This is a genomic window from Nonomuraea sp. NPDC050663 (assembly GCF_044456985.1).
Taxonomy (GTDB): Bacteria; Actinomycetota; Actinomycetes; order Streptosporangiales; family Streptosporangiaceae; genus Nonomuraea.
In genome coordinates, this window is record NZ_JBITGL010000001.1 from 717,483 (window position 1) to 739,610 (window position 22,128).

Here is a 22,128-nt window from a genome sequence, read left to right on the forward strand (position 1 = left end):
GGCGGGCCGCACGCCGGATCGGTTCGGCGACGGTCTCGGATCGCCCTGCCCGGGGAACCGGCCTGAGCGCCGTTCCTCAGGCGGTCTCGAAGTCCGTGCACACCCACTGGACCCCGCGACGCTCCAGCCGTACGGCAAGCGCGTGGCTTCTGGTGCCGCAGTGCACCAGCACGCACATCTCCACCGCCCCGTCCCGGGGCTCCTGCACGTGCGGCGCCCCCACGAAGGGCGGCCGGTCGGTTCTGAGCATGCGTCCGGCGCGCACGAGCTCCCGGTAGGCGCGGTCGCTGAGCCGGTCGGCGAGGCTCGCCGGCGGGCGGCGGCCGGCCAGGACCTCGGCCAGGGCCTGCCCGAAGTGCCTGAGCCGGCGCTCGTCGGGGGCGGGCTCGGCGGGGGTCCACACAAGGTGCTGCGGAAGGGGGAAAGACAAGGTGCCTCCTCGTTCGAGACGGTCACCAGCTAAGAGGATTCGGCCGCCCTCGCCGGATACGTGGGAGCCGAGATCGCGGCGGGTTGGGACGGTTACGTGACGAAGATCCCTCAGGAGCCGGGCATTAAGGTCGTCGGCCGCGAGCGGGCGGATGCCCGGAAATCAGGCGGGCTTCTGGGCGGCGGACGATTCCGGGTCCTCTTCCGGTTCGCGCCCGGGCGTCATGATGTTCAGCCTCCTGATCAGGAAGCTGAAGATCGCGTAGTACACGGCGAAGTACACCAGCCCGATCACGATGATCAGGAACAATCCCTGCGTGTTGGACTTGGTCGCGTTGAGCAGCATGTCGATGCCGCCGGCGGAGAAGCTGAAGCCGAGCCTGGTGTCGAGGAAGGCCATCAGCGCCATCGACACCCCGGTCAGCAGCGCGTGCACGATGAACAGCACCGGCGCGACGAAGATGAACGCGAACTCGATCGGCTCGGTGATGCCGGTGACGAACGCGGTCAGCGCGCCGCCGATCATGATGCTGCCCACGGCGGCTCGCCGGTGCTTGGGCGCGGCCCGCCAGATGGCCAGCGCCGCGGCGGGCACGGCGAACATGAGCACGGGGAAGAAGCCGGTCATGAAGATGCCCGCGCCCTGCTGCCCGATGGCGTAGCACTTGAGGTCTCCGGCGGCGTGCACCCCGTTGACGGTGCATTCGGGGATGACGGTCCACACGATCGAGTTGATGAAGTGGTGCAGCCCGAGCGGGATCAGCAGCCGGTTGGCCACGCCGTAGACGCCCGCGCCGATGACCGAGTTGGTCGCCAGCCAGTCGCCGAAGCTGGTCAGTCCCTCGCCGATGGGCGGCCAGATGAGGCCGATGATCACGGCGAGCGCCATGGCGGCCACGGCGGTGACGATGGGCACGAAGCGGCGCCCGCCGAAGAAGGCCAGCCAGGTGGGCAGCTTGATGCGGTAGTAGCGCTGCCACAACACGGCGGCGAGCAGGCCGATGGCGATGCCGCCGAGCACGCCGGTGGGCTGGCTGGAGGCGGCCTGGTTGATGACGGTGCTGCCGTCCTGGAGGGTGAGCGTGACCTTCTGCTTGATAGAGGCGGCGTCGGAGTTGAAGAACATGCGCCGTGTGACCTGGTCGAAGACGAGGTAGCCGACGAGGGCGGCCAGCGCGGTCGAGCCGTCGGCCTTCTTGGCGAAGCCGATGGCCACGCCGATCGCGAACAGGATCGGCAGGTTGTCGAAGAGCGCTCCACCGGCCGCCGCGAAGATCTCGGCGACATTGGCCGACCAGGCGAAGCCGGGGACGTCGGCCAGGCCGCCGGGCTCGGGCCCGTTGGAGCCGAGCATGTCGGGCTGGCCGAAGCGCAGCAGCAGACCGGCCGCGGGCAGCACGGCGATGGGCAGCATCAGCGAGCGGCCGATGCGCTGCAGCACGGCGAAGGCCGACGACCGGAACGACTTGCCGCCTTCGACGGCCGCTGTGCTCATGCCAGAACCCCTCGATGAAATCCGAAGGGGGATGCCGGAGTCCTTCCCCGATTGTCAAGGCATAGCACCAGGTTCTGGTCAAGTGTTATGCCCGCGCCCCAGGCCCGGAAAAGTGGGCCTGACCTGGGCGGACGTCCCTCCATAAGACGGTGTGGGGAGTGAGGTGATATGGCCGCCGGAGGGATCGTTCTCGTTACGTTTGCGGCGCACCCCCCGATTCGAGGAGAGATCTACATGCTCCGCAAGCAAGCCGCGGGGATGGGCGTCACCCTCGCCCTCGTCCTCGCCGCGATTCCGGCGGTGGCACAGGCCACCGCGGAACCGCCCAACCCTTACACCCAGGCCCAGCAGGAACACGGCGCCGTCTCCGACCCCGACCCCAAGCTGGTCGAGGCGGTCAGCCGTGACCTGGGCATCACCGCCGACCAGGCCGAGGTACGGCTCGTCAACGAGGCCGCGGCGGCCCAGGTCGAGTCGCTGTACGCGGGCAAGCTCGGCGCGTCGTTCGCGGGTCTGTGGGTCTCCGGACCGACGGCCACGCTGTCCATCGCCACCACCGACGCGGCCCAGTTGCCGGCCATCCGCGATCTGGGCGGCACCCCGATCCTGGTCGCCGACCCGCTCACCACGCTGGAGGGCGTCAAGGCCAGGCTCGACTCGCTGAGGCTGCCGCGCGGCGTCGCCTCGTGGTTCGTGGACGTGCGGGCCAACAAGGTCGTCGTGCTCACCCGTGACGTCGGCCGTACCCAGCTGTTCATCGACGCCAGCGGCGTCGACGCCGGCAAGGTGCTGGTCCAGTCCACCACCGAGCGGCCGGTGCCGTTCTACGACGTGCGCGGCGGCGACGCGTACTACATCGGCAGCGGCAGCCGCTGCTCGGTCGGCTTCCCGGTGCAGCGCGCGGGCAGCCAGGGCGGCTTCGTGACGGCGGGCCACTGCGGCTCGACGGGCGCGACGACCAGGGGCTCCAACCAGGTCGCGCAGGGCACCTTCCGCGGTTCCTCGTTCCCCGGCAACGACTACGCCTGGGTCGAGGTCAACAGCCAGTGGACGCCGACGCGCCTGGTCAACGCCTACAGCGCCGGCCTGATCACGATCACCGGCTCGACGCAGGCGGCCGTGGGCTCCTCGATCTGCCGTTCCGGCTCGACCACGCAGTACCACTGCGGCACGATCGGCCAGCACGGCACCAGCGTCACCTACCCGCAGGGCACCGTCTCCGGCGTCACCCGCACCTCGGTCTGCGCCGAGCCGGGCGACTCGGGTGGTTCGTTCTTCTCCGGCAGCCAGGCGCAGGGCGTCACCTCGGGCGGCTCGGGCAACTGCAGCTCCGGCGGGACCACCTACCACCAGCCGGTCAACGAGATCCTGCAGACCTACGGCCTGTCGCTGGTCAGCACCGGCGGTCCGACCAGCTCGCCGACGAGCTCGCCGACCGGCTCGCCCCCCGGCGGCACCTGGGCGCCGTACACCGCGTACGCGGTCGGCTCCACGGTGACGTACGGCGGAGCCAGTTACCGGTGCATCCAGGCCCACACGTCCCTTCCGGGCTGGGAGCCGTCGAACGTGCCGGCTCTGTGGCAGCGCCTCTAAGTGATTTTCGAGGGTTCGCCGGAGTCCACGTCGGGCTCCGGCTCCCTCCCGGGGGTGAGGATGTTCAGCCGCTTGATCAGGAAGCTGAATACGAAGTAGTAAATGACGGCATAAATCACCCCTAGCGTGAGCACCGCCCACAGGTTCTGGGTGTTCGACTTGCTGGCGTTCAGCAACAGGTCGATGAGCCCCGCCGAGAACCCGAACCCGAGCTGGGCGTCGAGCAAGGTCATGATCGCCATCGCGGCCCCGGTGAGCAGCGCGTGCACGACGAACAGCACCGGCGCGACGAAGACGAAGGCGAACTCGATCGGCTCGGTGATGCCCGTGACGAACGAGGCCAGGCCCGCCGACAACATGATGCCGCCCACGGTCGCGCGGCGGTGCGGGGGAGCGGCCCGCCACATGGCCAGCGCCGCGGCCGGCAGCGCGAACATCATCACCGGGAAGAATCCCGTCATGAACTCGCCCGCCGTGGGGTCGCCGGCGAAGTAGCAGTTCCAGTCGCCGCCGAGGGTCTTGCCGTCGACCTGGCACTCGGGCACCAGGTACCAGACGATCGAGTTGGCGAAGTGGTGCAGCCCGAGGGGGATGAGCAGCCGGTTCAGCACGCCGTAGATCCCCGTGCCCACCGCTCCCGCGCCCGCCAGCAGCTCGCCCGCGTGCTCGATCCACTCCGCCAGCACCGGCCACAACCAGCCGATCAGCACGCCCAGGAGCAGGGCGACGATCGAGGTGATGATCGGCACGAACCGGCGCCCGCCGAAGAAGGCCAGCCAGGCGGGCAGCTTGATGCGGTGGAAACGTTGCCACAGCAGGGCCGTGACGAGGCCGATCAGGATGCCGCCGAGGATCCGGGTCGGGTTCTGGGTGCCGTAGTTGATGACCTCCTCGAGCGAATCGGTCCTGATCAGGACCTGCTCGCGGATGCCGGAGCCGAGGAACATCGTGCGCGTCACCCGGTCGAAGACCAGGTAGCCCACGACCGCCGACAACGCGGTGGTGCCGTCGGACTTGCGCGCGAAGCCGATGGCCACCCCGACGGCGAACAGCAGCGGCAGGTTCTCCAGCAGCGCGGCCCCGGCCGCGGCGATCACCGCGGCCACGTCGGTCATCCAGTGGAAGCCCGACACGTCGGCCAGGCCGCCCGGCTCCGGGCCGTTGGAGCCCAGCATGTCGGGCTGGCCGAAGCGCATCAGCAGGGCGGCTGCCGGTAACGCGGCGATGGGCAACATCAGCGAACGGCCCAGGCGCTGCATCACGCCCATCAATCGGGCGAACGGCGAAACGGTCGCTGCGGTCTCGTTCACCGGGGATCCTCGGGAGGTGCGGGGGAGAACAGGAACAGGACCGCCGTGCCGTACGGCACAGCGGTCAGGGGCGGCGCGCGGGCATCTCCAGGCTGGTGCGCAGCTGGTAACGGTCGGCACGGTAGGTGGAGACGCCGAGCTCCGCGCAGACCCCGCCCGAGAACGAGCGGCGCGACAGCAGGAGCACGGCCCCGCCGCGGTCCAGCTTCAGCAGGTCGGCGTCGGACGGGTCGGCGATGCCGCCGTCGATGGTCAGCTCTCCGGCGTCCATGACCAGCCCGTGGCGCTTCTCCAGCAGCTCGTAGAGCGAGCGCTCGGCCAGGTCGTAGTCGCCCAGGTCGGGCGCCAGGTAGACCGGGATGTGCGCGCGCTCGATGGCCAGCGGTTCGCCGTCGGCCGTGCGCAGCCGTTCGATGAAGTGCACCTCGTCGCCGGGCTGGATGCCCAGTTCCTTGGCCAGGTGGGCGCTGGCCCTGACGACGCGCCGGTCGAGGTCGCGCGAGCCGGGGACGAGCCCGCGGGCGCGCATGTCGTCGGTGAAGGAGGTGAGCTGGAGCGCGAGCTCGATCTTGGGGCGGGCCACGAAGGTGCCCTTGCCGGGCACGCGGTGCAGGCGCCCCTCGCTGACCAGGTGGTCGACCGCCTGGCGCACCGTCATTCGTGACAGGCCGAACCGCTGGCAGAGCTCGCGTTCGGACGGGATCGCCGCCCCGATGCTGAGCTCGTTGTTCTCGATGAGATCGAGCAGGATCTCGCGCAGCTGGAAGTACTTGGGCACCGGACTGTCCGGATCGATATGCGCCACAAAGCCTCCCGTAAGCTATGGTTCGTACTGGTCTAGTCCGGACTAGACCAGCTTGCCAAGATATTAGTTGATAGGAGCAGTATGGCCACCCAGATGCGTAGCGAGATCGCCGAACAGCCGGCGGCACTCCGAGCCACACTGGAGGCCCTGCTGCCCCGTGTCGGCGAGGTGCGAGCGCTCGGCGAGCAGACCAGGAGCCTGCTGTTCATCGCGCGCGGAACGTCCGACAACGCCGCAGTCTACGGGCGTTACCTCATCGAATCGCACGCGGGACGCCTGGCCGCCCTGGCCGCGCCCTCGATCGCGACCACCTACAAGCGCAAGCTCGACCTCGACGGCGTGCTCGCGGTGGCCATCTCCCAGTCGGGCAAGACCGAGGAGATCGTCGAGACCCTCGCGTGGGCCAAGGACTGCGGCGCCGCCACGGTCGGCATCACCAACGGTGGTCCGGACAGCCCCCTCGCCCAGGCGGCGGACCTGGCGCTGTGCACCGAGGCGGGCGTGGAGAAGGCCGTCCCGGCGACCAAGACCTACACCACCCAGCTCGCCGCCCTCGCCGTGCTGGCGATCGGCCTGGGCGCCGACGTGAACCCCGACGACCTGCACAAGGTGCCGGACGCCGTCGAGCGGCTGATCGCCGAGCCCGGCGACCTGGAGGCCGTCGTCGAGGGCCTGGCCGACAAGCCCGGCGTGGTCGTCTCCGGCCGCGGCCTGGCCTTCTCCACCGCCCTGGAGACGGCGCTCAAGCTCAAGGAGGCCTGCTACCTGCACGCCATGGGCCTGTCGTACGCCGACCTGCTGCACGGCCCGATCGCCGTCGTCGACGAGGACACTCCCGCGCTGCTGGTGGCCGCCGAGAACAGTCCGACCCTGCAGGGCACGGTCGCGCTGGCCGAGCGGGTCGTCTCCGCGGGCGCCTCGGCCTTCACCGTCGGCGGCGGCGCCGCCCTGGCCAAGGCGGGCACGGCCGCGCTGAACGGCCCCGACCTGCCCGAGTGGGTCGCCCCGATGGGCCTGATCGTCCCCGGGCAACTGCTCACCGAGGCGCTCGCCCTCCGCCTGGGCATCGACCCCGACGCGCCGAGAGGCCTGAACAAGGTCACGCAGACGGACTGATCTACCCTGGTCAGCAAGGGGGAACAACCATGGCAGCAAGTGCAGAGGCGATCATCGCCGGGCTCGGTGGTGCTGACAACATCATCGAGATCGAGCCATGCATCACGAGGTTGCGGACCGAGGTGCACGACGCGTCCAAGGTCGACCAGGCGGCCCTGAAGGCCGCCGGCGCGCACGGCGTCATGGCGGCGGGCAACGTCGTCCAGGTCGTCGTGGGACCAGAGGCCGACACCATAGCCAGCGACATCGAGGACATCATCGGCTGAGACCATGACCACCACTGTTATCGCCCCCGTGGAGGGGTCGGCTGTGGGCTTGGCGGCGGTACCGGATCCGGTGTTCTCCGCTGGCATGGTCGGTCCGGGAACGGCTATCGACCCGATTCGGGGACCGGGCAAAGCGGTCGCTCCCATCGCCGGAAAAATCATGAAGTTGCATCCGCACGCCTATGTCATCGTCGGGGACGACGGCAAGGGCGTGCTGGTCCACCTGGGCATCGACACGGTCCAGCTCAAGGGTCAGGGATTCCAGCTGCTCGCAGCGGAGGGCGACCGGGTCAGCGCGGGCCAGCCCGTCGTGGCCTGGGACCCCGCGGCGATCGAGGCGGGCGGGCGTTCGCCCGTCTGCCCGGTCGTGGCGCTCGACGCGCCCATCGAGTCAGTGACGGGGGTCGCTCTGGGAATGGTTCACGTAGGTGATGAACTGTTCCAGTTGGGATGATCTGACGGAAAGGATGGTGCACAGATGGCTGAGCGCAAGGTGACCGTGGTGGCCGAGGTGGGCCTGCACGCCAGGCCCGCCGCGACCTTCGTCCAGACCGCCGCCAAGGCGGAGGGCGAGGTGACGATCGCCAAGCCGGGCAAGGACCCGGTCAACGCCAAGAGCATTCTGGCGGTGATGGGCCTCGACGTCCGGCAGGGCGAGGAGGTCGTGATCGCCGGCGACGACGAGATCCTGCTCGACGAGCTCGCGGCCATAGCGTCGGCGCCATGAGACTCCAGGGAGTCGGTGTCAGCACCGGGGTCGGGTACGGCCCGGCCTATGTGATCAGTGACGCGATTCCCGAACCCCCCGCCGGCGAGCGCCACGGCGGAGACGCCGAGGCGGAACAGGACCGGGCCGCCCAGGCCGTGGAGCGCGTGGCCGAGGATCTCGAGCTGCGCGGCTCCAAGGCCGGCGGCCAGGCCCGCGACGTGCTCGGCGCGCTGGCCATGATGGCGCGCGATCCCGGCCTGGCCGTCGAGATCAAGGATCTCGTGGCCACCGGCCTGTCGGCCCCGCGAGCGGTCTACGAGTCCTTCCAGAAGTACCGCGACCTGCTCGCGGCCGCCGGCGGCTACCTGTCGGAGCGGGCCGCCGACCTCGACGACATCCGCGACCGGGTCGTCGCCGTGCTCACCGGGCGGCGCATGCCGGGCGTGCCCGCGGAACCGGCCGACGGCGCCCGGCCGTACGTGCTCGTCGCCCGCGACCTGGCGCCCGCCGACACCGCGCTGCTCACCCCGGCGATCGTGGCCGCGTTCGTCACCCAGGACGGCGGGCCGACCAGCCACACCGCCATCCTCGCCCGCGCGATGGGCGTCCCGGCCGTGGTCGCCTGCCAGGACGCGCTCTCGCTCAGCGGCGACCTGCTCGTCGACGGCGGCTCCGGCCTGGTGGTCCAGGAACCCGAGAGCGACGAGGTCTCCTCGGTACGGCAGGCGGACGCCTCACGTCGCGCCCTCCTGGAGGCCGCGACGGGTCCGGGGCGCACCGCCGACGGGCACCCGGTGCCGCTGCTGGCCAACGTGGGCGGCCCCGCCGACCTGGACCTCGCCCTGCGCAACGGGGCGGAGGGCGTGGGGCTCTACCGCACCGAGTTCCTCTTCCTCGACCGCGCCGAGGCGCCGACCGCCGCCGAGCAGGTCGATGCCTACCGGAAGGTCCTCGAAGCCTTCCCGGACGGCAAGGTCGTGGTGCGCACCCTCGACGCCGGGGCCGACAAGCCGCTGGCCTTCCTGCCGCCGCCGGGGGAGGAGCCCAATCCGGCGCTGGGCGTGCGGGGGCTGCGCATGTTCAGGATCTTCCCCGACATCATGTCCGGCCAGCTCGGCGCCCTCGCCGAGGCGGCCAAGGGGCTGAGCGCCCAGGTGCAGGTCATGGCGCCCATGGTCGCCACCGCGCACGAGGCCGCCTGGTTCGCCGCCGCGTGCCGTACCGCCGGGTTGCGGGAGGCCGGGGTGATGATCGAGGTGCCGGCCGCCGCGCTGCGCTCGGACGACCTCGCCGCCGAGGTGGACTTCTTCTCCATCGGCACCAACGACCTGGCGCAGTACGCCTTCGCCGCCGACCGGCAGCTGGGCACGCTCAGCAAGCTGCAGAACGCCTGGCAGCCGGCGCTGCTCGACCTGATCGCGGCGGCGGTCGGCTCGCACGGCAAGCCCTGCGGCGTCTGCGGCGAGGCCGCCGCCGATCCTGCGATGGCCTGCGTGCTCGTCGGGCTGGGGGTGACGTCGTTGTCGATGGCGGCGCCCGCCCTGCCCGCCGTACGGGCGGCGCTGGCCCGGCACACGCGCGAGCAGTGCCGCGCGGCGGCCCGCGCGGCACGGGCCGCCGCCACGGCGGACCAGGCTCGCGAGGCGGCACGGGGGATGTTGCCGGGGCTCGGGGACCTGGGGCTGTAGGGGGGGTCAGTTGAAGGAGTTCTGCTGCTTGAGCGCCTCGCCCTCCATGGCGTCGAAGAACAGCCCGAAGCGGACGGCCACCTCCTCGGCCAATTTCCTGTCCATCTCGTGGTCGACGAGCAGGTCGGTGAACGCTGTGACGTAGCTGTCGCGCAGTCCCTCGGCGTACTGCTCGGGCGTGATGTCGTCGGGCCGGCCCGCCAGCCACTGCGCGAACGAGTTGGCGCCCAGCTGCGCGGCCACCCCGGCCAGCGACGACAGGGCCGCATCGCTGATCTTGGCGGTGCCCAGGCCGGTGAAGAAGCCCAGGTAGAGCTCGCGCTCCTGCTTGGACGAGTCGGCGCGCCGCAGGTTGTCGCCCTGCGCCGAGTAGAGGGCGCCCAGGACGATGCCCAGGGGCCCGAGCGCGGCGACCATCTCGTCGTTGAGCGCCGGGTCCGCCGCCATCTTCTCGTAGTCGCCGCCGTGTCCGGCGATCAGCGCCTCGAGCCCGCTTCCCGCCATCAGCTCGGCGACCTGCCGCGCGAGGGCCTCGGACGACGACTGGTGCACGATCGCTCCCCCGAGGAAGTCTTGCACCATCTCGGGCGTCACCCCCGCGGGCAGGAGCGGCTCCCTGGCCGGCGGCAGGTCGAGCCCAGGCATGCCGTCGATGTAGGAGGCGGCCATCAGGTGACCCGCGTTCTCCAGATACGGCAGGAACGCCGTGGTCAGCGCCAGCGACAACGCCTCGTCGCCGGCCATGGCGTCGACGAAGTAGTCCTGCGAGGCCAGCCGCAGCACGTTGCTCCAGGCCTGGTCGAGGGTCGCGGGGTCGGAGGTGGCCTGGTCCAGCGCGCCGGGCAGGGAGGCGGCCAGCGCCTTGCGGTAGCCGGGGTCGGCCAGCATGCGGGGGCCGAGCAGCAGGTCCGCGGTGGCCGGGTCGGCCAGCAACTCCTGCAGCAGCTCCGGATAGCTGCCCAGCGCCGTCATCGTGAGCGAGGCGTTGTAGTCGGTGACGCCCACGGCCAGGCCGAACGTCCGGGTGAGGATGGGGATCGCCGCTCGCACGAAGTCCTCGGGCATCCGGGTCGAGACCAGCAGCACCGCCATGGCGTCCAGGCCGAGGCGGTCCAGGAGGTGGGCGCGCAGCTCCGGGTCGTCGGCGGCCGCGACGGCGTCCATGAGCGGCTGGAACCTCTCCTGGAAGTAGGCCAGCTGTTCCGGGCTGAGCCCGAGGTGCGAGCCGGGGCCGTACGCCTCGGTGGCCTTGTTCAGCAGGGCCACGACGTTCTCCTTGCCGAAGGATCGCAGGAAGGCCGCGGCGTACTCCGGATCCTTCAGCTGGTCCCGGTGCGCGGCCAGCCACTCCTCGACGGCCCGCCAGTCGCCGTCGCGCTCGGCCTTGGCCCACAGCTCCTTGAACTGCGCGCCGTCGGCCGCGCCCTGTTCGGCGGCCTTCTTCGCGCTCTCGAACTGCGTGGTGCCGTAGACGGTCTCGCCGTCGACCGTGGCGTCAGGGGCCGAGGTGATCACCTTGACGCGCCACCTCAGCTCGCGGGCCGACTCCTCCAGGAAGGCGCGGTACCTCTGGTAGACGGTGAAGGACGCCTGCGCCTCCAGCACGGCGTCCGACTGGGCGACGCACAGGGCGTGCCTGAGATCGGCCAGGAAGCCGTCGGAGATCGCGTTCCTGGCGCTCTCCATGGCGGCCACCAGCTCGCGGGCGCCCTCCGGGTGGATGCCGACGTAGCTCATCGGTCGTGGCTCATCGGTTGCGGTTCTCCTCGAGCCTGTCCGCCGACCTGCGCAGGTTGCCCGCGGTGTCGAGGTAGGGGTTGCGGTAGCCGGGGATCTTCTTGGTGAACGCGGGATCGCCCAGCAGGGCCCGGTGGAACGGCTCGGAGGCCGGTCCGGACCAGACCGGCTCGCCGTCCCGCTCGAGTTTGGCGGCCACGTCCTTGGTGAAGGAGGCCACGGTGCCCGCCCACTCGTCGAACTTGCGCGCCGCGGTCCGCTTGGCGGACGCCTCGTCCGCGGAGGAGTTGAACGTCAGCGGCGGGAAGGCGCCACCGCCGCCTCCCGCGCTGTCCTCGTATGCCATGTCCCGGGACGCTAGGGAGGGTCGATATGGTTTCGCTTTTGCGCGGCTATTGGGCCCGGGTACGGTCCGTGCACGTCGTCACCTGGATACGGTGGGTGTCATGGTTCGAGGCATCCGTACGGCACGGCTTCTGGCGATCGCGACCGTCATGACGGCCTGCGCGGCCACGGCCCCCGCCCAGTCGCCGCCGACGGCCGCCAACGTCGTCAGCCCGCGGCCCTCCGCCGCCCCGGCGGCCACCGCGACGTCCGACCCGGTCAAGCAGGTGCTGGCCCGGATGAGCGTCGAGGAGAAGGTCGGCCAGCTGCTCATGCCGGTGCTGCCCGGCACCGCCGCCGACGCCAAGACCATCAGGAAGTACCACCTCGGCGGGGTGATCCTCTTCCCCGACAACATCAAGACCGTCTCGCAGGTGGTGGCGCTGACCAACGGCCTGCAGGCGGCGGGCAAGATGCCGATGCTGATCGGCACCGACCAGGAGAACGGCATGGTGTCGCGGGTCGGCGCGCTGATGACGAAGTTCCCCGGCGCCTCGGTGATCGGCGACACCGGCGACCCCGCGCTCGCCCGCGCCGTGGCCGAGGCCACCGGCGAGGAGCTGCACGCGCTGGGCATCAACCTCGACTTCGCGCCCGTCGCCGACGTGAACGTCAACCCGCGCAACCCGGTCATCGGGCCGCGCGCCTACGGCGACGACCCGGCCAAGGTCTCCGCGATGGTGGCCGCGGCCGTCAAGGGCTTCGCCGACTCGGGCGTGGCCGCCACCGCCAAGCACTTCCCCGGCCACGGCGACACCACGACCGACAGCCACACCGGGCTCCCGGTCATCAAGCACACGCGCAAGCAGTGGGAGAAGCTCGACGCCCCGCCCTTCAAGGCGGCGATCGCGGCGGGCATCGACGCCATCATGACCGCGCATATCGTCATCCCCTCGCTCGACCCCTCGGGCGACCCCGCCACGCTCTCCAAGCCGGTGCTGACCGGGCTGCTGCGCGGCAAGCTGGGCTTCAAGGGCGTCATCAGCACCGACGCGCTCAACATGGAGGGCGTGCGCACCAAGTACGGCGACGGCGAGGTGGCCGTGCGCGCCGTGCTGGCGGGGGCGGACCTGCTGCTCATGCCGCCCAGCCTCGACAAGGCCTACGGCTCGGTGCTGGCGGCGGTGAAGTCGGGGCGGATCTCGCAGCAGCGGCTCGACGAGTCGGTGACGCGGCTGCTGCAGCTGCGCCAGAAGCTGGGGATCTTGCGCAAGGCCCCGGAGGCCACGGTGGCGCGGGCGCAGGAGGTGCTGAGGTCGGCCGAGCACCGCAAGCTGGCCGCCAAGGTGGTGCGGGCCGGCCGCTAGGGATCGACCACGTGCCCCAGGAAGAGCGGGGTGCTCGTCGGCAGGTGCATGATCACGAAGGCGAACGGGTGGTCCGCGCGGACCACCGCCTCGGCCTCGGGCCCCGCCGAAGCGGGGAAGGCCATGCCGGTGACCGCCGCCGCCTCCGTGCCCTGCTCGTCGACGGTGATGGTCGCCCGGTGGATGGCCTGGCCGAGGAAGAGGCCGTCGGCGATGCCGGAGAAGTCGTTGCTCTTCAACGGGACCTGCCTGACCAGGTCGATCGAGGTGTCGAAGTCCCACTTGGGCATCGCCAGGTCCACCGGCGCCTCCTTCATGCCGGCCCCGGCCTGCCGCAGCGTCTGCGGAGACAGCAGCCCGGCAGGGGAGGTGCCCGCGGGCGGGACCAGGATCCACATGGCCAGCTCGCTCTCCGCGTAGCGCAGCTCGACGGCCTGCCAGCCCTGGCCCTCCGCGTAGCGCATGGGCGTCTTGTGGCGCATCAGCGTGGTCTGGACCGTCGTGCCGTCCCCGCGGGTGAAGGCGGCCTGCTCGGGCGCTTCCTTGCCGAACGGCTCGCGCCAGTCGGCCCTGAGGTAGACGGCGTTGGTGACCACGGCCCTGGTCTTCGGGTCGAGCCGGTCGAAGACCTTCTTGATGCGCCCGGCGGTCTGCTCGTCGGCCCAGGCGTCGATGACCTCGGTGGCGTCTCCCGTGAAGTCGACGTCGTGCACGCCGGTGCCGTACTGCGCGGCCAGGGTGTGCAGGAAGGGCTGCTTGGGTGTGAAGCCGCGCTGGGTGAACAGGCCGTTGGCGATGGCGACGACCGGGGGCTCGCGGCGCGGCTCGTTCTCCTCCCGCTCCCTGGCGGGCGGCGGCGGGCCGTACGTGGTGACGATCTGGCTGGTGAGCAGGTTGAACGCGGTGTGGGGGCCCTCGGCGGGGAAGCCGAAGACGCCGTCGAGCTCGGTGCCGGTCGCGGGAGCCGCGCCCGCCCTGGCCATGCCGTACGCGTAGGCGATGCTCAGCGGGGAGATCACGTAGTTCTCGGTGGGGCGGGCGGTCCTGCCGTACAGCTCGTACCCGAAGGCGGTCAGGCCGCGGACGGTCTCCTCGACCGGCGCCTCGCGGACGGTCTCGCGTTGCACTCCCACAGCGGTGATCACGCCGGCGTCTCCCGTGGATCCGCAGGCCGCCACGAACACCAGCAGCCCGGCCAGTAGTCTGCGCACACTTCTAGGACGGCGCGGCGGATCTCCAGGGTTCACCTAGAATCTAATTCTGTGATCAAAGGTGTACTTATCGACTGGGGTGGGGTGCTGACCGGCTCGATGGGCGAGTCGATCATGCACTGGATCGAGACCGACCGCATCGACCACGACCATTACCGCGAGGTCATGCGCGACCTGGTGGCCGAGGCCTACTCGCGCGACACCGCCGACAACCTGATCCACGTGCTGGAGAGGGGCGAGATCCCGCCCGCCGACTTCGAGGAGCGGCTGGCCGTCCAGCTGCGCACCCTCGACGGCGTGCCGCCGGCGGCGGCCGGCCTGATGAGCCGCATGTTCGCGGGCTTCGCGCGCGACGAGGCCATGTACGGCATGCTGCGCGAGGTGCGCAAGCAGGGCGTCAAGACGTGCCTGCTGTCCAACTCGTGGGGCAACTCCTACCCCCGCGAGGGCTGGGACGAGCTCTTCGACGCCATCGTGATCTCCGGCGAGGTCGGCATGCGCAAGCCGGAGCCGCGCATCTTCCACCACGCGCTCGACCTGATCGGGCTGCCGGCGCAGGAGTGCGTGTTCATCGACGACATCGAGGCCAACATCGCCGCCGCCCAGGCGCTGGGCCTCAACGGCATCCTGCACAAGGACGCCGCCGCCACCATCGCGGAGGTGGAGCGGCTGTTGCGCTCGCCCTGAGCACGTCCCGGCCTGGCACCTCACCCTCGCTGGCATGATTGACCTCATGCGTGTCTATCTGCCGTGCACCATCCCGGCCCTGGCCCGAGCGGCCGAGGCCGGGGAGGTCGGTCCCGCTCCTCTCACGGGCTTCGCCGTGACGCCCTCGCTCACCGAGTGGTACGCCTCGGGCGACACCGAGGAGCTGGAGTACGTCGCCCTGACCGAGGCCGCCCGCGCCTCGCTGCGCATGCTCGCCGCCGACCGGGCCGACGGCGTCGGCGCGCCCGCGCGGCGCGTCGTGGTCGCGGCCGACGTGCCCGACGACATCGTGGTGGCGGGAGCGGCGCTGGAGGAGCGGGCCAGGGTACGGCTGCGCGAGGCGGTGCCGCTGGCCAAGGTCGCCGCGGTGCACGTCGACGACCGCTTCGCCGCCGGCGACATCGCGGAGGCGGTCGTCGCGCTCCCCGCCGCCGACCAGGGCGACGACGACGCCAAGTTCACCGTCGACGGCGCCGAGGCGCACGAGCTCCTGTGGTACGCGACGCAGGAGATACCCGACATCCTCGAAGATGTAAGGCATGACTGAACACATTCTCTGGGACTGGAACGGCACCCTTTTCGACGACATCGAGGCCATCGTCGGCGCGACCAACGAGGTCTTCCTGCCCTACGAACTGCCGCCGCTCGACGCCGACGGCTTCCGCGCCGTCTACACGCGGCCGGTGTGGGTGACCTACGAGGTCATGCTCGGCCGCGAGCTGCGCGAGGGCGAGTGGCGCCTGCTCGACGACGGCTTCCACCAGAGCTACTTCCGCCTGATGGCGGGCTGCCGGCTGGCCGAGGGCGCCGAGGCCATGATCAAGGCCTGGTCCGGCACCCAGTCGTTGTGCTCCATGGCGCCCCACTCCCACCTGGAACCCCTGGTGACCTCCTTCGGGCTCGACACCTACTTCGTGCGCGTCGACGGCCTGCGCGACGGGGCCACCGGCGGTGAGAAGGCCGACCACATGCTGGCGCACATCAGGGCTGCCGGGGTCGACCCGGCCAAGACCCTCGTGATCGGCGACAGCGTCGACGACGGTGTGGCAGCCAAGCACGTCGGCGCGCGGGCCGTGCTGTACACCGGCGGCATGACACCGCGGGCGAAGCTCGAAGAGACGGGATTCCCCGTCGTGGACAGCCTTGCCGAAGCGCTCAACTATGCCTAAATCGGTCGTCCCATCGGCTTGAAGGGCCTGCTGGCCGTACCCTTGTGCCCGTGAAGTCCCGCCTCGTGCTCTGGAACGTCGACCTCACGCTCGTCGACGTCCCGATCGTCACCCGCGACGCGTACGCCGAGGCGTTCCGCGTCGTGACGGGCCGCCCCCTCGTGAAGCTGGCCCCCGCCCTGGGGCGGCCGGAGTCGGAGATCATCTTCGACGTGTTCGCGCGCAACGGGATCCAGCCGGAAGACGACTACCTGCCGCGCTTCCTGGCCGCGCTGGCCGTGTCGTTCGCCTCCCGCGCCGACCGGATCGCCGCCACCGGCCGCATGATGGCCGGCGCCCGCGAGGCGCTCCACGCGGTGGCGCGCCTCGACGGGGTGGTGCAGTCGCTGCTCACCGGGTCGATCAAGAGCAACGCCGTGCACAAGCTGCGGGCCTTCGGGCTCGACACGCACGTCGACTTCGAGATCGGCGGATACGGCGAGGAGGTCTACCCCAAGGCGGCGCTGGTGCAGGTGGCGCAGGGGCGGGCCAAGCAGAGGTACGGCACGCCGTTCACGGCGGCGAACACGGTGGTGATCGGCGACTCCACGCACGACGTGCAGGCGGCCCGCATCGGCGGGGCGGCGGTGATCGGCGTGGCATCGGGGCGGTCGATGGCGTCGGAGCTGCGGGAGGCGGGAGCCGACGTGGTGCTGCCCGACCTGTCGAACGCCTCGGAGGTCGTGGCCGCGGTCGCGGGCCTGACCTCGCCGGTGGACCGCAAGGCGGGATAGCCCGGCCGGGCGGTAACGGCCGGTCTTGGCGCGGGCGCGCCTAGCGGTCATCATCGGCCTATGCGGCTGCTGGTGCGCTTGTGGGTGATGGTGCTGCTGGCCCAGTCCCAGCCAGGCATCACGCCCCCGGGCAACGGACGGTCGGGCGACCAGGGCGTCCTGTGCCCCCACTGCCGTGTCCCGCAGTCCGCCCGGCCGCCGCGCCACACATGCAGCCGCTGCCGGAAGTGTTTCCTGGTGCGGACGTGCTCGTCGCGCGCCAAGGGCAGCCACTACATGGTGAACGGCGGTGACAGGCACGGCTGGCGGTGCGACGTGGACGACCGCGTCCTGGGCTACGGCCGCCCGATCGCCACGCTGGTGAAGTGTCCCCAGCGCCAATGCGGCTGTTTCAACGAGCGCACCGGCGCTGTCATGACATGCGAGTATTGCGGCCAAAGATTCAGAACCAGCTGAGGTCATAGATGGCGAACCTGCTCTCGGGCGCGTCCGGAGGCATCACCCGGATCGGGCGCTATTTCACGATCGTCAGCGCGATCCCCGCCGCGCTGTTCGCCACCTACCTCTATGTCCTCATCAAGAGCGGCGCCTGGAACGGCAGGCTGGACTGGGCGAAGGTCTTCGACGGCCTGCAACTGGCCGACGTCGCGCTCCTGACGATCCTCACGGCGGCCGGGGCGCTGGCGGCCAATCCCTTGCAGTTCATGCTCATCCAGTTCATGGAGGGCTACTGGAACGGCTCGCTGTTACGGCCCCTGGCCCTCCTGCGCACCCTTCACCACCGTCGCCGCTACCTGGCGATCGAGGAGCAGATCAACGCCAGCGCCTGGTACCTGAGTCGGCTCGACGCCGACCACAGACCGCCTTCGAATCGGGCCACTCTCGACGCCCTTCGCGCCGAGGCACTGAACGCGGAGATGCGACGGGTGCGGGCGGGCTATCCGGACGGCCTCGACGAGGTGCTGCCCACCCGGCTCGGCAACATGCTGCGCCGCCACGAACGGCGGGCGGGCTCCATGTACGGCATCGATTCGCTGGTGGCCGTGCCGCGCATGGCCATGACCGCGCAGGCGCCGGAGCTGAGCTACCTGACCAACCAGCGCACCCAGATGGAACTGGCCGTCCGCACGGCCATTCTCGGGTTCGTCGCCGCCGTCGTGACGATCCCGTTCATGTGGCACCAGGGCGCCTGGCTCCTGCTGGCGGCCGCTCCCTACGCCGTCGCCTACGCCTCCTACCGGGGCGCGGTGGCGCTGGCCGCCGAATACGGCACCGCGATCGCGACGCTCATCGACATGAACAGGTTCGCCTTCTACGACCGGCTGCGGCTGGCCCATCCCGAAGACAGCACGGTCGAACGCGAACGCAACGCCGTCCTGATGGACATCCTCCACGCGGACCCGGGCAGCCGCCGCAACCCGCCGCACATGGCCTTCGTCCCGCCCGCCCAGCCGCCCGAGGCGGTCGCGGAGCAGGCGCCGGGTCCGGCCTCCGACGAGGAATGACCGGGTGACCGAGACTCCCGCGCAGACGGAAGAAGATTCCCGCCTCCCCCTGGCCCCGCCCGTCACCCCGGAGGACTGGTCGCCGCCCGCCCCGAGCGCGCCGATCCCGGCCGAGACTCCCCGGCGCGCGCTGCGGGGGCGAGACCGATGGTTGTGGGTGTGGCCGCTCGTCACCCTGGGCGTCATGGTCGGCGTGGGCATGCTCTGGGGGTCGCTGGGCACCTTTCTCAGCGGCGTGATCGTCGTGGCGGCGCTCATCCTGTTCGTCGGCGACGAGGTGCTCCAGCCGGGTCACCGGCTCGCGGTGACGATCGTGGCCGTGGTGCTCGTCGTGACCGGCTGGCTGGGATACCAGCGTGGGCTGCCGTTCTTCTCCACCGAGACGCTGAAGCCCGGAAGCGCCGCCCCGGCCGAGAGCGCCTCCTCGGCGGTGGACCTGCGCGGCAGGAAACTGACCGCCGACGACCTCAAGGGGGTCGACCTGCGCGGCGCCGACCTCGCCGGCGCGGTCCTGGACGGGCTGGACCTGCACGGTGTCGATCTCAGCGGGGTCAACGCCCAGGGGGCCTCGTTCCGCCGGTCGATGCTGGACCGGGCGCGGCTGGACGACGCGGACCTCCGCGGCGCCGACCTGCGGGAGGCCTGCCTGTACGGCGCGCAGCTCCGGCGGGCTGATCTGCGCGGCGTGGACGCCACCGGTGCGGACACCACGGACGTCGTGGCCGACGCGGAGACGCTGGAACGGGCGGCGTCGTGGCCCGCCGAAGGCACGGCGGGCAGGTGCGGCTCCGGCTGACCCGCCGAGGCTGACCCGCGCCGTGCACGGCCACGCCCAGCACCACGCCGACCAGCCGTACGACCATTGCGCAGCGCATAGCAGAATAAAGGGGCAATGTGGTTCATGGTGGACATCGACGTCGGCCGCCCGACGCCGAAGTGCGACTGTACTGTGAATGCTCACCCTCGTGACGAAGGGAAGATGCCGCTCATGACCGAGTTGCGAGCGTCCGACCAGGACCGTGATCGGATCATCACGGTGCTCCACGCCGCGGTGGGCGACGGCCGCCTCGACCCGGCCGAGTTCGACGAGCGGCTCGACGCGGCGCTGACCGCCCGCACCGTCGCCGCGCTGGCCCCGCTCGTCGCGGATCTGATCGCCGAGCCCGGCGGCATCGGGGCCCTCGCCCTGACACCCGCCGACCCGCCCGCCGAGCTGCTGACCATCAAGGAGAGGCACGGCACGGTGCGCCGCGACGGCCGCTGGACCCTGCCGCGACGGCTGGAGCTGCGCACCTCGTGGAGCGACGTGCTGCTCGACCTGACCGGAGCGGTGCGCAGCGGGCCCGAGCTGGTGATCGAGATGCGGGTGACCGGCGGCGCCGTGGAACTGCTCCTCGCCCCCGGCATGGCGGTCGACGCCAACGAGCTGTCCGTACGGCACGGCGTGGTCGACATCAGCCGCGACGGCGACGACGGAACGCCGCAGACGCTGCGTGTCCGTCTGGTGGGGCGTATGCGCCACGGCAGGATCGGCGCCAGGTGGCAGGCCGCGCGCCGTACGGCCATCGGGTCGTGAGGCCCGCGGTTGCCCGCCACGACCGACAGGGCCACGCTCTCCCCGGCCGACACCAGCCTGCCGGTCAGCGCCCGGCGGAGAGCCGCTCTCTGACCGCCAGTGCTCCGCTGATGAGCCACGGGGCCAGCATTACGCAGGAGCAGGCCAGGCCGTACCAGAACCGCCAGCTTCCGGGCCCGGCCGCCAGCTCGGCGACCGTCCATCGCAGCAAGCGATCCAGCATCGGCACCGCGATGAGGACCAGCCACACGGTGACCAGACCCAGTCCGATCAGCCACAACCAGCGAAACCACAGTCCTGCGCGTACGTCACGCGGGTCGGCCGCGGACAGCTCGGCCGCCTGGGCCGCGCTGAGCCGGCCGAAGGCGCGGCGCAGGAGGAGACCCTTGACCCGCCACAGATCGCGGCAGCCGAGGTAGGTGATCATTACGGCGTACAGGTCGGTACGCAGGAACACCATGGCCTGCCACACCATGCGGAACGTCAGGATGAAGGCCACCGTGGCGAGCAACGAGTCCAACACGCCGGGCCCAGTCATCAGCAGCCGGAGCAGGAGCGCGACGGCCAGCATCGACGCGTCGATCGCCAGCCCCGCCAGAAGCGGGCCGTATCTGCGCCTCCTGGCGACCGTCCACAGCTGCGAGAGGTCGGTCTCCGCGACCAGGAAGGCCATTCGGCGATCTATCCCGAAGCGGGCGGGCAGATCCAACGACCGTGCCGCGAGCCAGTGCCAGGCCTCGTGGACGCAGGCCAGAGCGAAGCTGAGGGGTAACAGCAGCAGGGCGCTGAGCCCGATGTCGGGGAAGGCGAACGCGTGTGTTGCCGGGTCGGGACGCAATGCCGGCACGAGAAGCAGGACCGTGAGATCGAAGAAGACCGCCGCGCCGTAGATTGCCCAGGCCACCCGGCCGAAGAGGGGTCTGGCGAACTCCTGCGACACTCCGCGAACCCATGAACGGGTCTGGACGGGCCCGGTCGGTACCGGAGTGGCCCGGGCCTCGCCCTCATCGAGGAATCCCAGCTCACGTAGGACCTCGACGAAGGCGACCACATCGACTGGCTCGCCGACGAACTCCTCGGCGCGCCTCCCGGCCTCCGTCAGGGAGGCGCCCTCCTGCAAGGCGGCGATCACCACGCCGCCGACCGCGGGAATCGCGACGAACGTGCCCGACTCGGGATCGCCGACGAGGACCTCGTCGCCCTCGGGCACCAGACTCAGCGCACGCAACCGCACCGTCTCGGTATTCATGTCGCGCACACCTGGCAGCCGGGATCGGTCTCGAACGGCTGGATCTCGGGGACCAGGCCGTTGCGCAGGTCGAGCTTGACGTAGCGGCCGGCCGCGAACGGCGGCTCGCATCCGGTCAGGTAGCGCGCCGCTTCGAAGGCGATGAGCGAGCCGATCTGCATGGCCATCGGACCGTTCAGAGCGTTGGTGATCATCAGCTTCGCCCTGCTCCGTTCGACGAATCCGGCGGTGTCCGGCGCCTCGGGGGAAGGACGCGAACGGCGATCGCAGCTGACACAGGGGCTCACGCCGGGATCCACGGAGTAGTACAGGATCTGCGAGCGGGTCATGCCCCCGGCCACGAAAGGGATCCCCGCGCGTACGGCTGCCGCGTTGATCCACACAGCGGCGTCGGGATGGCCGTCGAGCCCACCGGCGACCAGGTTCACATCGTCGAAGAGGTCTTCGAGATCTTCTGGTCCCGCGATCCAGCGGTCGACCGCGCGCACCTCGATGGAGGGGTCGTACTCGCGCACCCATTCAGCCGCCCGATCGACCTTCGAACGGCCAAGGTCGGCGTGCCGGTAGAGGAACTGCCTGGCGAAGTTCCTGGGCTCGACGTCGTCCCTGTCGACCAGGGTCAACCGGCCGACGCCCAGGCCGGCCAGGTTCTGCACGAGTGAGGAGCCGCCTCCGCCCACGCCCAGCACGAGCACGTGCGACTGCCGCAGCCGGCGGACGAAGGCCGCACGCGGCTGGTCGAGCCCCGCGTACAGGCCGAAGAAGGCGAGGTTGGACAGGTGCCGGGCATCGAGCCTCGGATCACCGAGCGAACGACCTTCGGCCGATTCGATGAGACCCAGGCTGTCGAGCCCGGCCAGGGCGTCGTGCACGTCGTCCCGGCTGAGGTCGAGCGCGTCGCACAGTTCCTCGACCGTTCGCGGGCCGCGATCCAGCTCGGCGAAGAAGGCCGCGACCTTGCCGTCGGGATCGGCCAGAGTGATGACCTCACGAGGGTCGGTGAGAACGTGCAGATCCTTGTCCTGAGTCTCCCAGGCACATTCCTTCAGTACGACACGCAATGCGGCTCCTCGATCGTGAAGAGGCGGGTGCGGTCTG

Annotated in this window: 24 protein-coding genes; 15 read left to right on the plus strand and 9 right to left on the minus strand. The window is 70.7% G+C overall.

Features of this window, described 5'->3' with window-relative positions:
* Window positions 1-76 precede the first annotated feature (76 nt).
* Window positions 77-430, minus strand: a complete 354-nt coding sequence (locus ACIBH1_RS03510; protein ID WP_397311959.1) for an Rv3235 family protein — start codon at window positions 428-430, stop codon at window positions 77-79.
* A 162-nt stretch (window positions 431-592) separates the two neighbouring features.
* Entirely contained in the window at window positions 593-1,924 is a 1,332-nt protein-coding gene (locus ACIBH1_RS03515; RefSeq protein WP_397311960.1) for a PTS transporter subunit EIIC, read from the minus strand.
* 234 nt (window positions 1,925-2,158) lie between these two features.
* On the opposite strand from ACIBH1_RS03515, the gene ACIBH1_RS03520 reads away from it, so the two are divergent.
* Complete coding sequence (locus ACIBH1_RS03520) at window positions 2,159-3,517, plus strand: carbohydrate-binding protein (RefSeq protein WP_397311961.1); 1,359 nt, start codon at window positions 2,159-2,161, stop codon at window positions 3,515-3,517.
* On the opposite strand, the gene ACIBH1_RS03525 is transcribed toward ACIBH1_RS03520, so the two are convergent.
* Complete coding sequence (locus ACIBH1_RS03525) at window positions 3,514-4,827, minus strand: PTS transporter subunit EIIC (protein ID WP_397311962.1); 1,314 nt, start codon at window positions 4,825-4,827, stop codon at window positions 3,514-3,516. The genes ACIBH1_RS03520 and ACIBH1_RS03525 overlap by 4 nt on opposite strands.
* Window positions 4,828-4,891: 64 nt before the next feature.
* The gene (locus tag ACIBH1_RS03530; RefSeq protein ID WP_181611440.1) at window positions 4,892-5,632 is read right to left on the minus strand and encodes a GntR family transcriptional regulator; all 741 of its coding nucleotides are present in this window, start codon (window positions 5,630-5,632) and stop codon (window positions 4,892-4,894) included.
* Between the two features lie 93 nt (window positions 5,633-5,725).
* On the opposite strand from ACIBH1_RS03530, the gene ACIBH1_RS03535 reads away from it, so the two are divergent.
* The 5 genes from ACIBH1_RS03535 to ptsP are packed head-to-tail and all read left to right on the plus strand — an operon-like array spanning window position 5,726 to window position 9,411.
* On the plus strand, window positions 5,726-6,748 hold the full coding sequence (locus tag ACIBH1_RS03535; protein ID WP_397311963.1) for an SIS domain-containing protein: 1,023 nt from the start codon (window positions 5,726-5,728) through the stop codon (window positions 6,746-6,748).
* A gap of 29 nt (window positions 6,749-6,777) precedes the next feature.
* Window positions 6,778-7,014, plus strand: a complete 237-nt coding sequence (locus ACIBH1_RS03540; RefSeq protein WP_181611442.1) for a glucose PTS transporter subunit EIIB — start codon at window positions 6,778-6,780, stop codon at window positions 7,012-7,014.
* 4 nt (window positions 7,015-7,018) lie between these two features.
* Entirely contained in the window at window positions 7,019-7,468 is a 450-nt protein-coding gene (locus tag ACIBH1_RS03545) for a PTS glucose transporter subunit IIA (RefSeq protein ID WP_397311964.1), read from the plus strand.
* Window positions 7,469-7,492: 24 nt separating this feature from the next.
* Entirely contained in the window at window positions 7,493-7,741 is a 249-nt protein-coding gene (locus tag ACIBH1_RS03550) for an HPr family phosphocarrier protein (protein ID WP_397311966.1), read from the plus strand.
* Window positions 7,738-9,411: a phosphoenolpyruvate--protein phosphotransferase gene (gene ptsP / locus ACIBH1_RS03555; protein WP_397311967.1), complete on the plus strand. Its 1,674-nt coding sequence runs from the start codon at window positions 7,738-7,740 to the stop codon at window positions 9,409-9,411. The genes ACIBH1_RS03550 and ptsP overlap by 4 nt, the downstream gene beginning before the upstream one ends.
* A 6-nt stretch (window positions 9,412-9,417) precedes the next feature.
* Here ptsP and ACIBH1_RS03560 read toward each other — a convergent pair whose 3' ends face one another.
* Window positions 9,418-11,148, minus strand: coding sequence for a hypothetical protein (locus ACIBH1_RS03560; RefSeq protein WP_397311968.1), 1,731 nt, complete (start codon window positions 11,146-11,148; stop codon window positions 9,418-9,420).
* Between the two features lie 10 nt (window positions 11,149-11,158).
* On the minus strand, window positions 11,159-11,494 hold the full coding sequence (locus tag ACIBH1_RS03565) for a hypothetical protein (protein WP_397311969.1): 336 nt from the start codon (window positions 11,492-11,494) through the stop codon (window positions 11,159-11,161).
* Window positions 11,495-11,594: 100 nt separating this feature from the next.
* Here ACIBH1_RS03565 and nagZ point away from each other — a divergent pair, with 100 nt between their 5' ends.
* Window positions 11,595-12,839: a beta-N-acetylhexosaminidase gene (gene nagZ, locus ACIBH1_RS03570; RefSeq protein WP_397311970.1), complete on the plus strand. Its 1,245-nt coding sequence runs from the start codon at window positions 11,595-11,597 to the stop codon at window positions 12,837-12,839.
* On the opposite strand, the gene ACIBH1_RS03575 is transcribed toward nagZ, so the two are convergent.
* A complete protein-coding gene (locus ACIBH1_RS03575) occupies window positions 12,836-14,050 on the minus strand; it encodes a serpin family protein (RefSeq protein WP_397311971.1) in 1,215 nt (404 codons plus the stop codon). The genes nagZ and ACIBH1_RS03575 overlap by 4 nt on opposite strands.
* 51 nt (window positions 14,051-14,101) lie before the next feature.
* On the opposite strand from ACIBH1_RS03575, the gene ACIBH1_RS03580 reads away from it, so the two are divergent.
* The 8 genes from ACIBH1_RS03580 to ACIBH1_RS03615 all read left to right on the plus strand — a co-directional run bounded on the left by ACIBH1_RS03580 (window position 14,102) and on the right by ACIBH1_RS03615 (window position 19,781).
* Entirely contained in the window at window positions 14,102-14,737 is a 636-nt protein-coding gene (locus tag ACIBH1_RS03580) for an HAD family hydrolase (protein ID WP_397311972.1), read from the plus strand.
* 46 nt (window positions 14,738-14,783) lie between these two features.
* Window positions 14,784-15,305, plus strand: a complete 522-nt coding sequence (locus tag ACIBH1_RS03585; RefSeq protein ID WP_397311973.1) for a DUF6912 family protein — start codon at window positions 14,784-14,786, stop codon at window positions 15,303-15,305.
* Complete coding sequence (locus ACIBH1_RS03590) at window positions 15,298-15,927, plus strand: HAD family hydrolase (protein WP_397311974.1); 630 nt, start codon at window positions 15,298-15,300, stop codon at window positions 15,925-15,927. Before ACIBH1_RS03585 ends, ACIBH1_RS03590 begins: the two co-directional genes overlap by 8 nt.
* Window positions 15,928-15,977: 50 nt before the next feature.
* On the plus strand, window positions 15,978-16,700 hold the full coding sequence (locus tag ACIBH1_RS03595) for an HAD family hydrolase (protein ID WP_397311976.1): 723 nt from the start codon (window positions 15,978-15,980) through the stop codon (window positions 16,698-16,700).
* A 60-nt stretch (window positions 16,701-16,760) separates the two neighbouring features.
* Window positions 16,761-17,156: a hypothetical protein gene (locus ACIBH1_RS03600; protein WP_397311977.1), complete on the plus strand. Its 396-nt coding sequence runs from the start codon at window positions 16,761-16,763 to the stop codon at window positions 17,154-17,156.
* A gap of 8 nt (window positions 17,157-17,164) precedes the next feature.
* Complete coding sequence (locus ACIBH1_RS03605; RefSeq protein ID WP_397311978.1) at window positions 17,165-18,205, plus strand: hypothetical protein; 1,041 nt, start codon at window positions 17,165-17,167, stop codon at window positions 18,203-18,205.
* A gap of 4 nt (window positions 18,206-18,209) precedes the next feature.
* The gene (locus ACIBH1_RS03610) at window positions 18,210-19,001 is read left to right on the plus strand and encodes a pentapeptide repeat-containing protein (protein ID WP_397311979.1); all 792 of its coding nucleotides are present in this window, start codon (window positions 18,210-18,212) and stop codon (window positions 18,999-19,001) included.
* Between the two features lie 192 nt (window positions 19,002-19,193).
* A complete protein-coding gene (locus ACIBH1_RS03615) occupies window positions 19,194-19,781 on the plus strand; it encodes a DUF1707 domain-containing protein (protein ID WP_397311980.1) in 588 nt (195 codons plus the stop codon).
* A 64-nt stretch (window positions 19,782-19,845) separates the two neighbouring features.
* Here ACIBH1_RS03615 and ACIBH1_RS03620 read toward each other — a convergent pair whose 3' ends face one another.
* Window positions 19,846-21,030 (minus strand): hypothetical protein, encoded by a 1,185-nt coding sequence (locus ACIBH1_RS03620; RefSeq protein WP_397311981.1) that lies wholly within the window; start codon window positions 21,028-21,030, stop codon window positions 19,846-19,848.
* A complete protein-coding gene (locus tag ACIBH1_RS03625) occupies window positions 21,027-22,091 on the minus strand; it encodes a ThiF family adenylyltransferase (protein ID WP_397311982.1) in 1,065 nt (354 codons plus the stop codon). Before ACIBH1_RS03625 ends, ACIBH1_RS03620 begins: the two co-directional genes overlap by 4 nt.
* Window positions 22,092-22,128 lie beyond the last annotated feature (37 nt).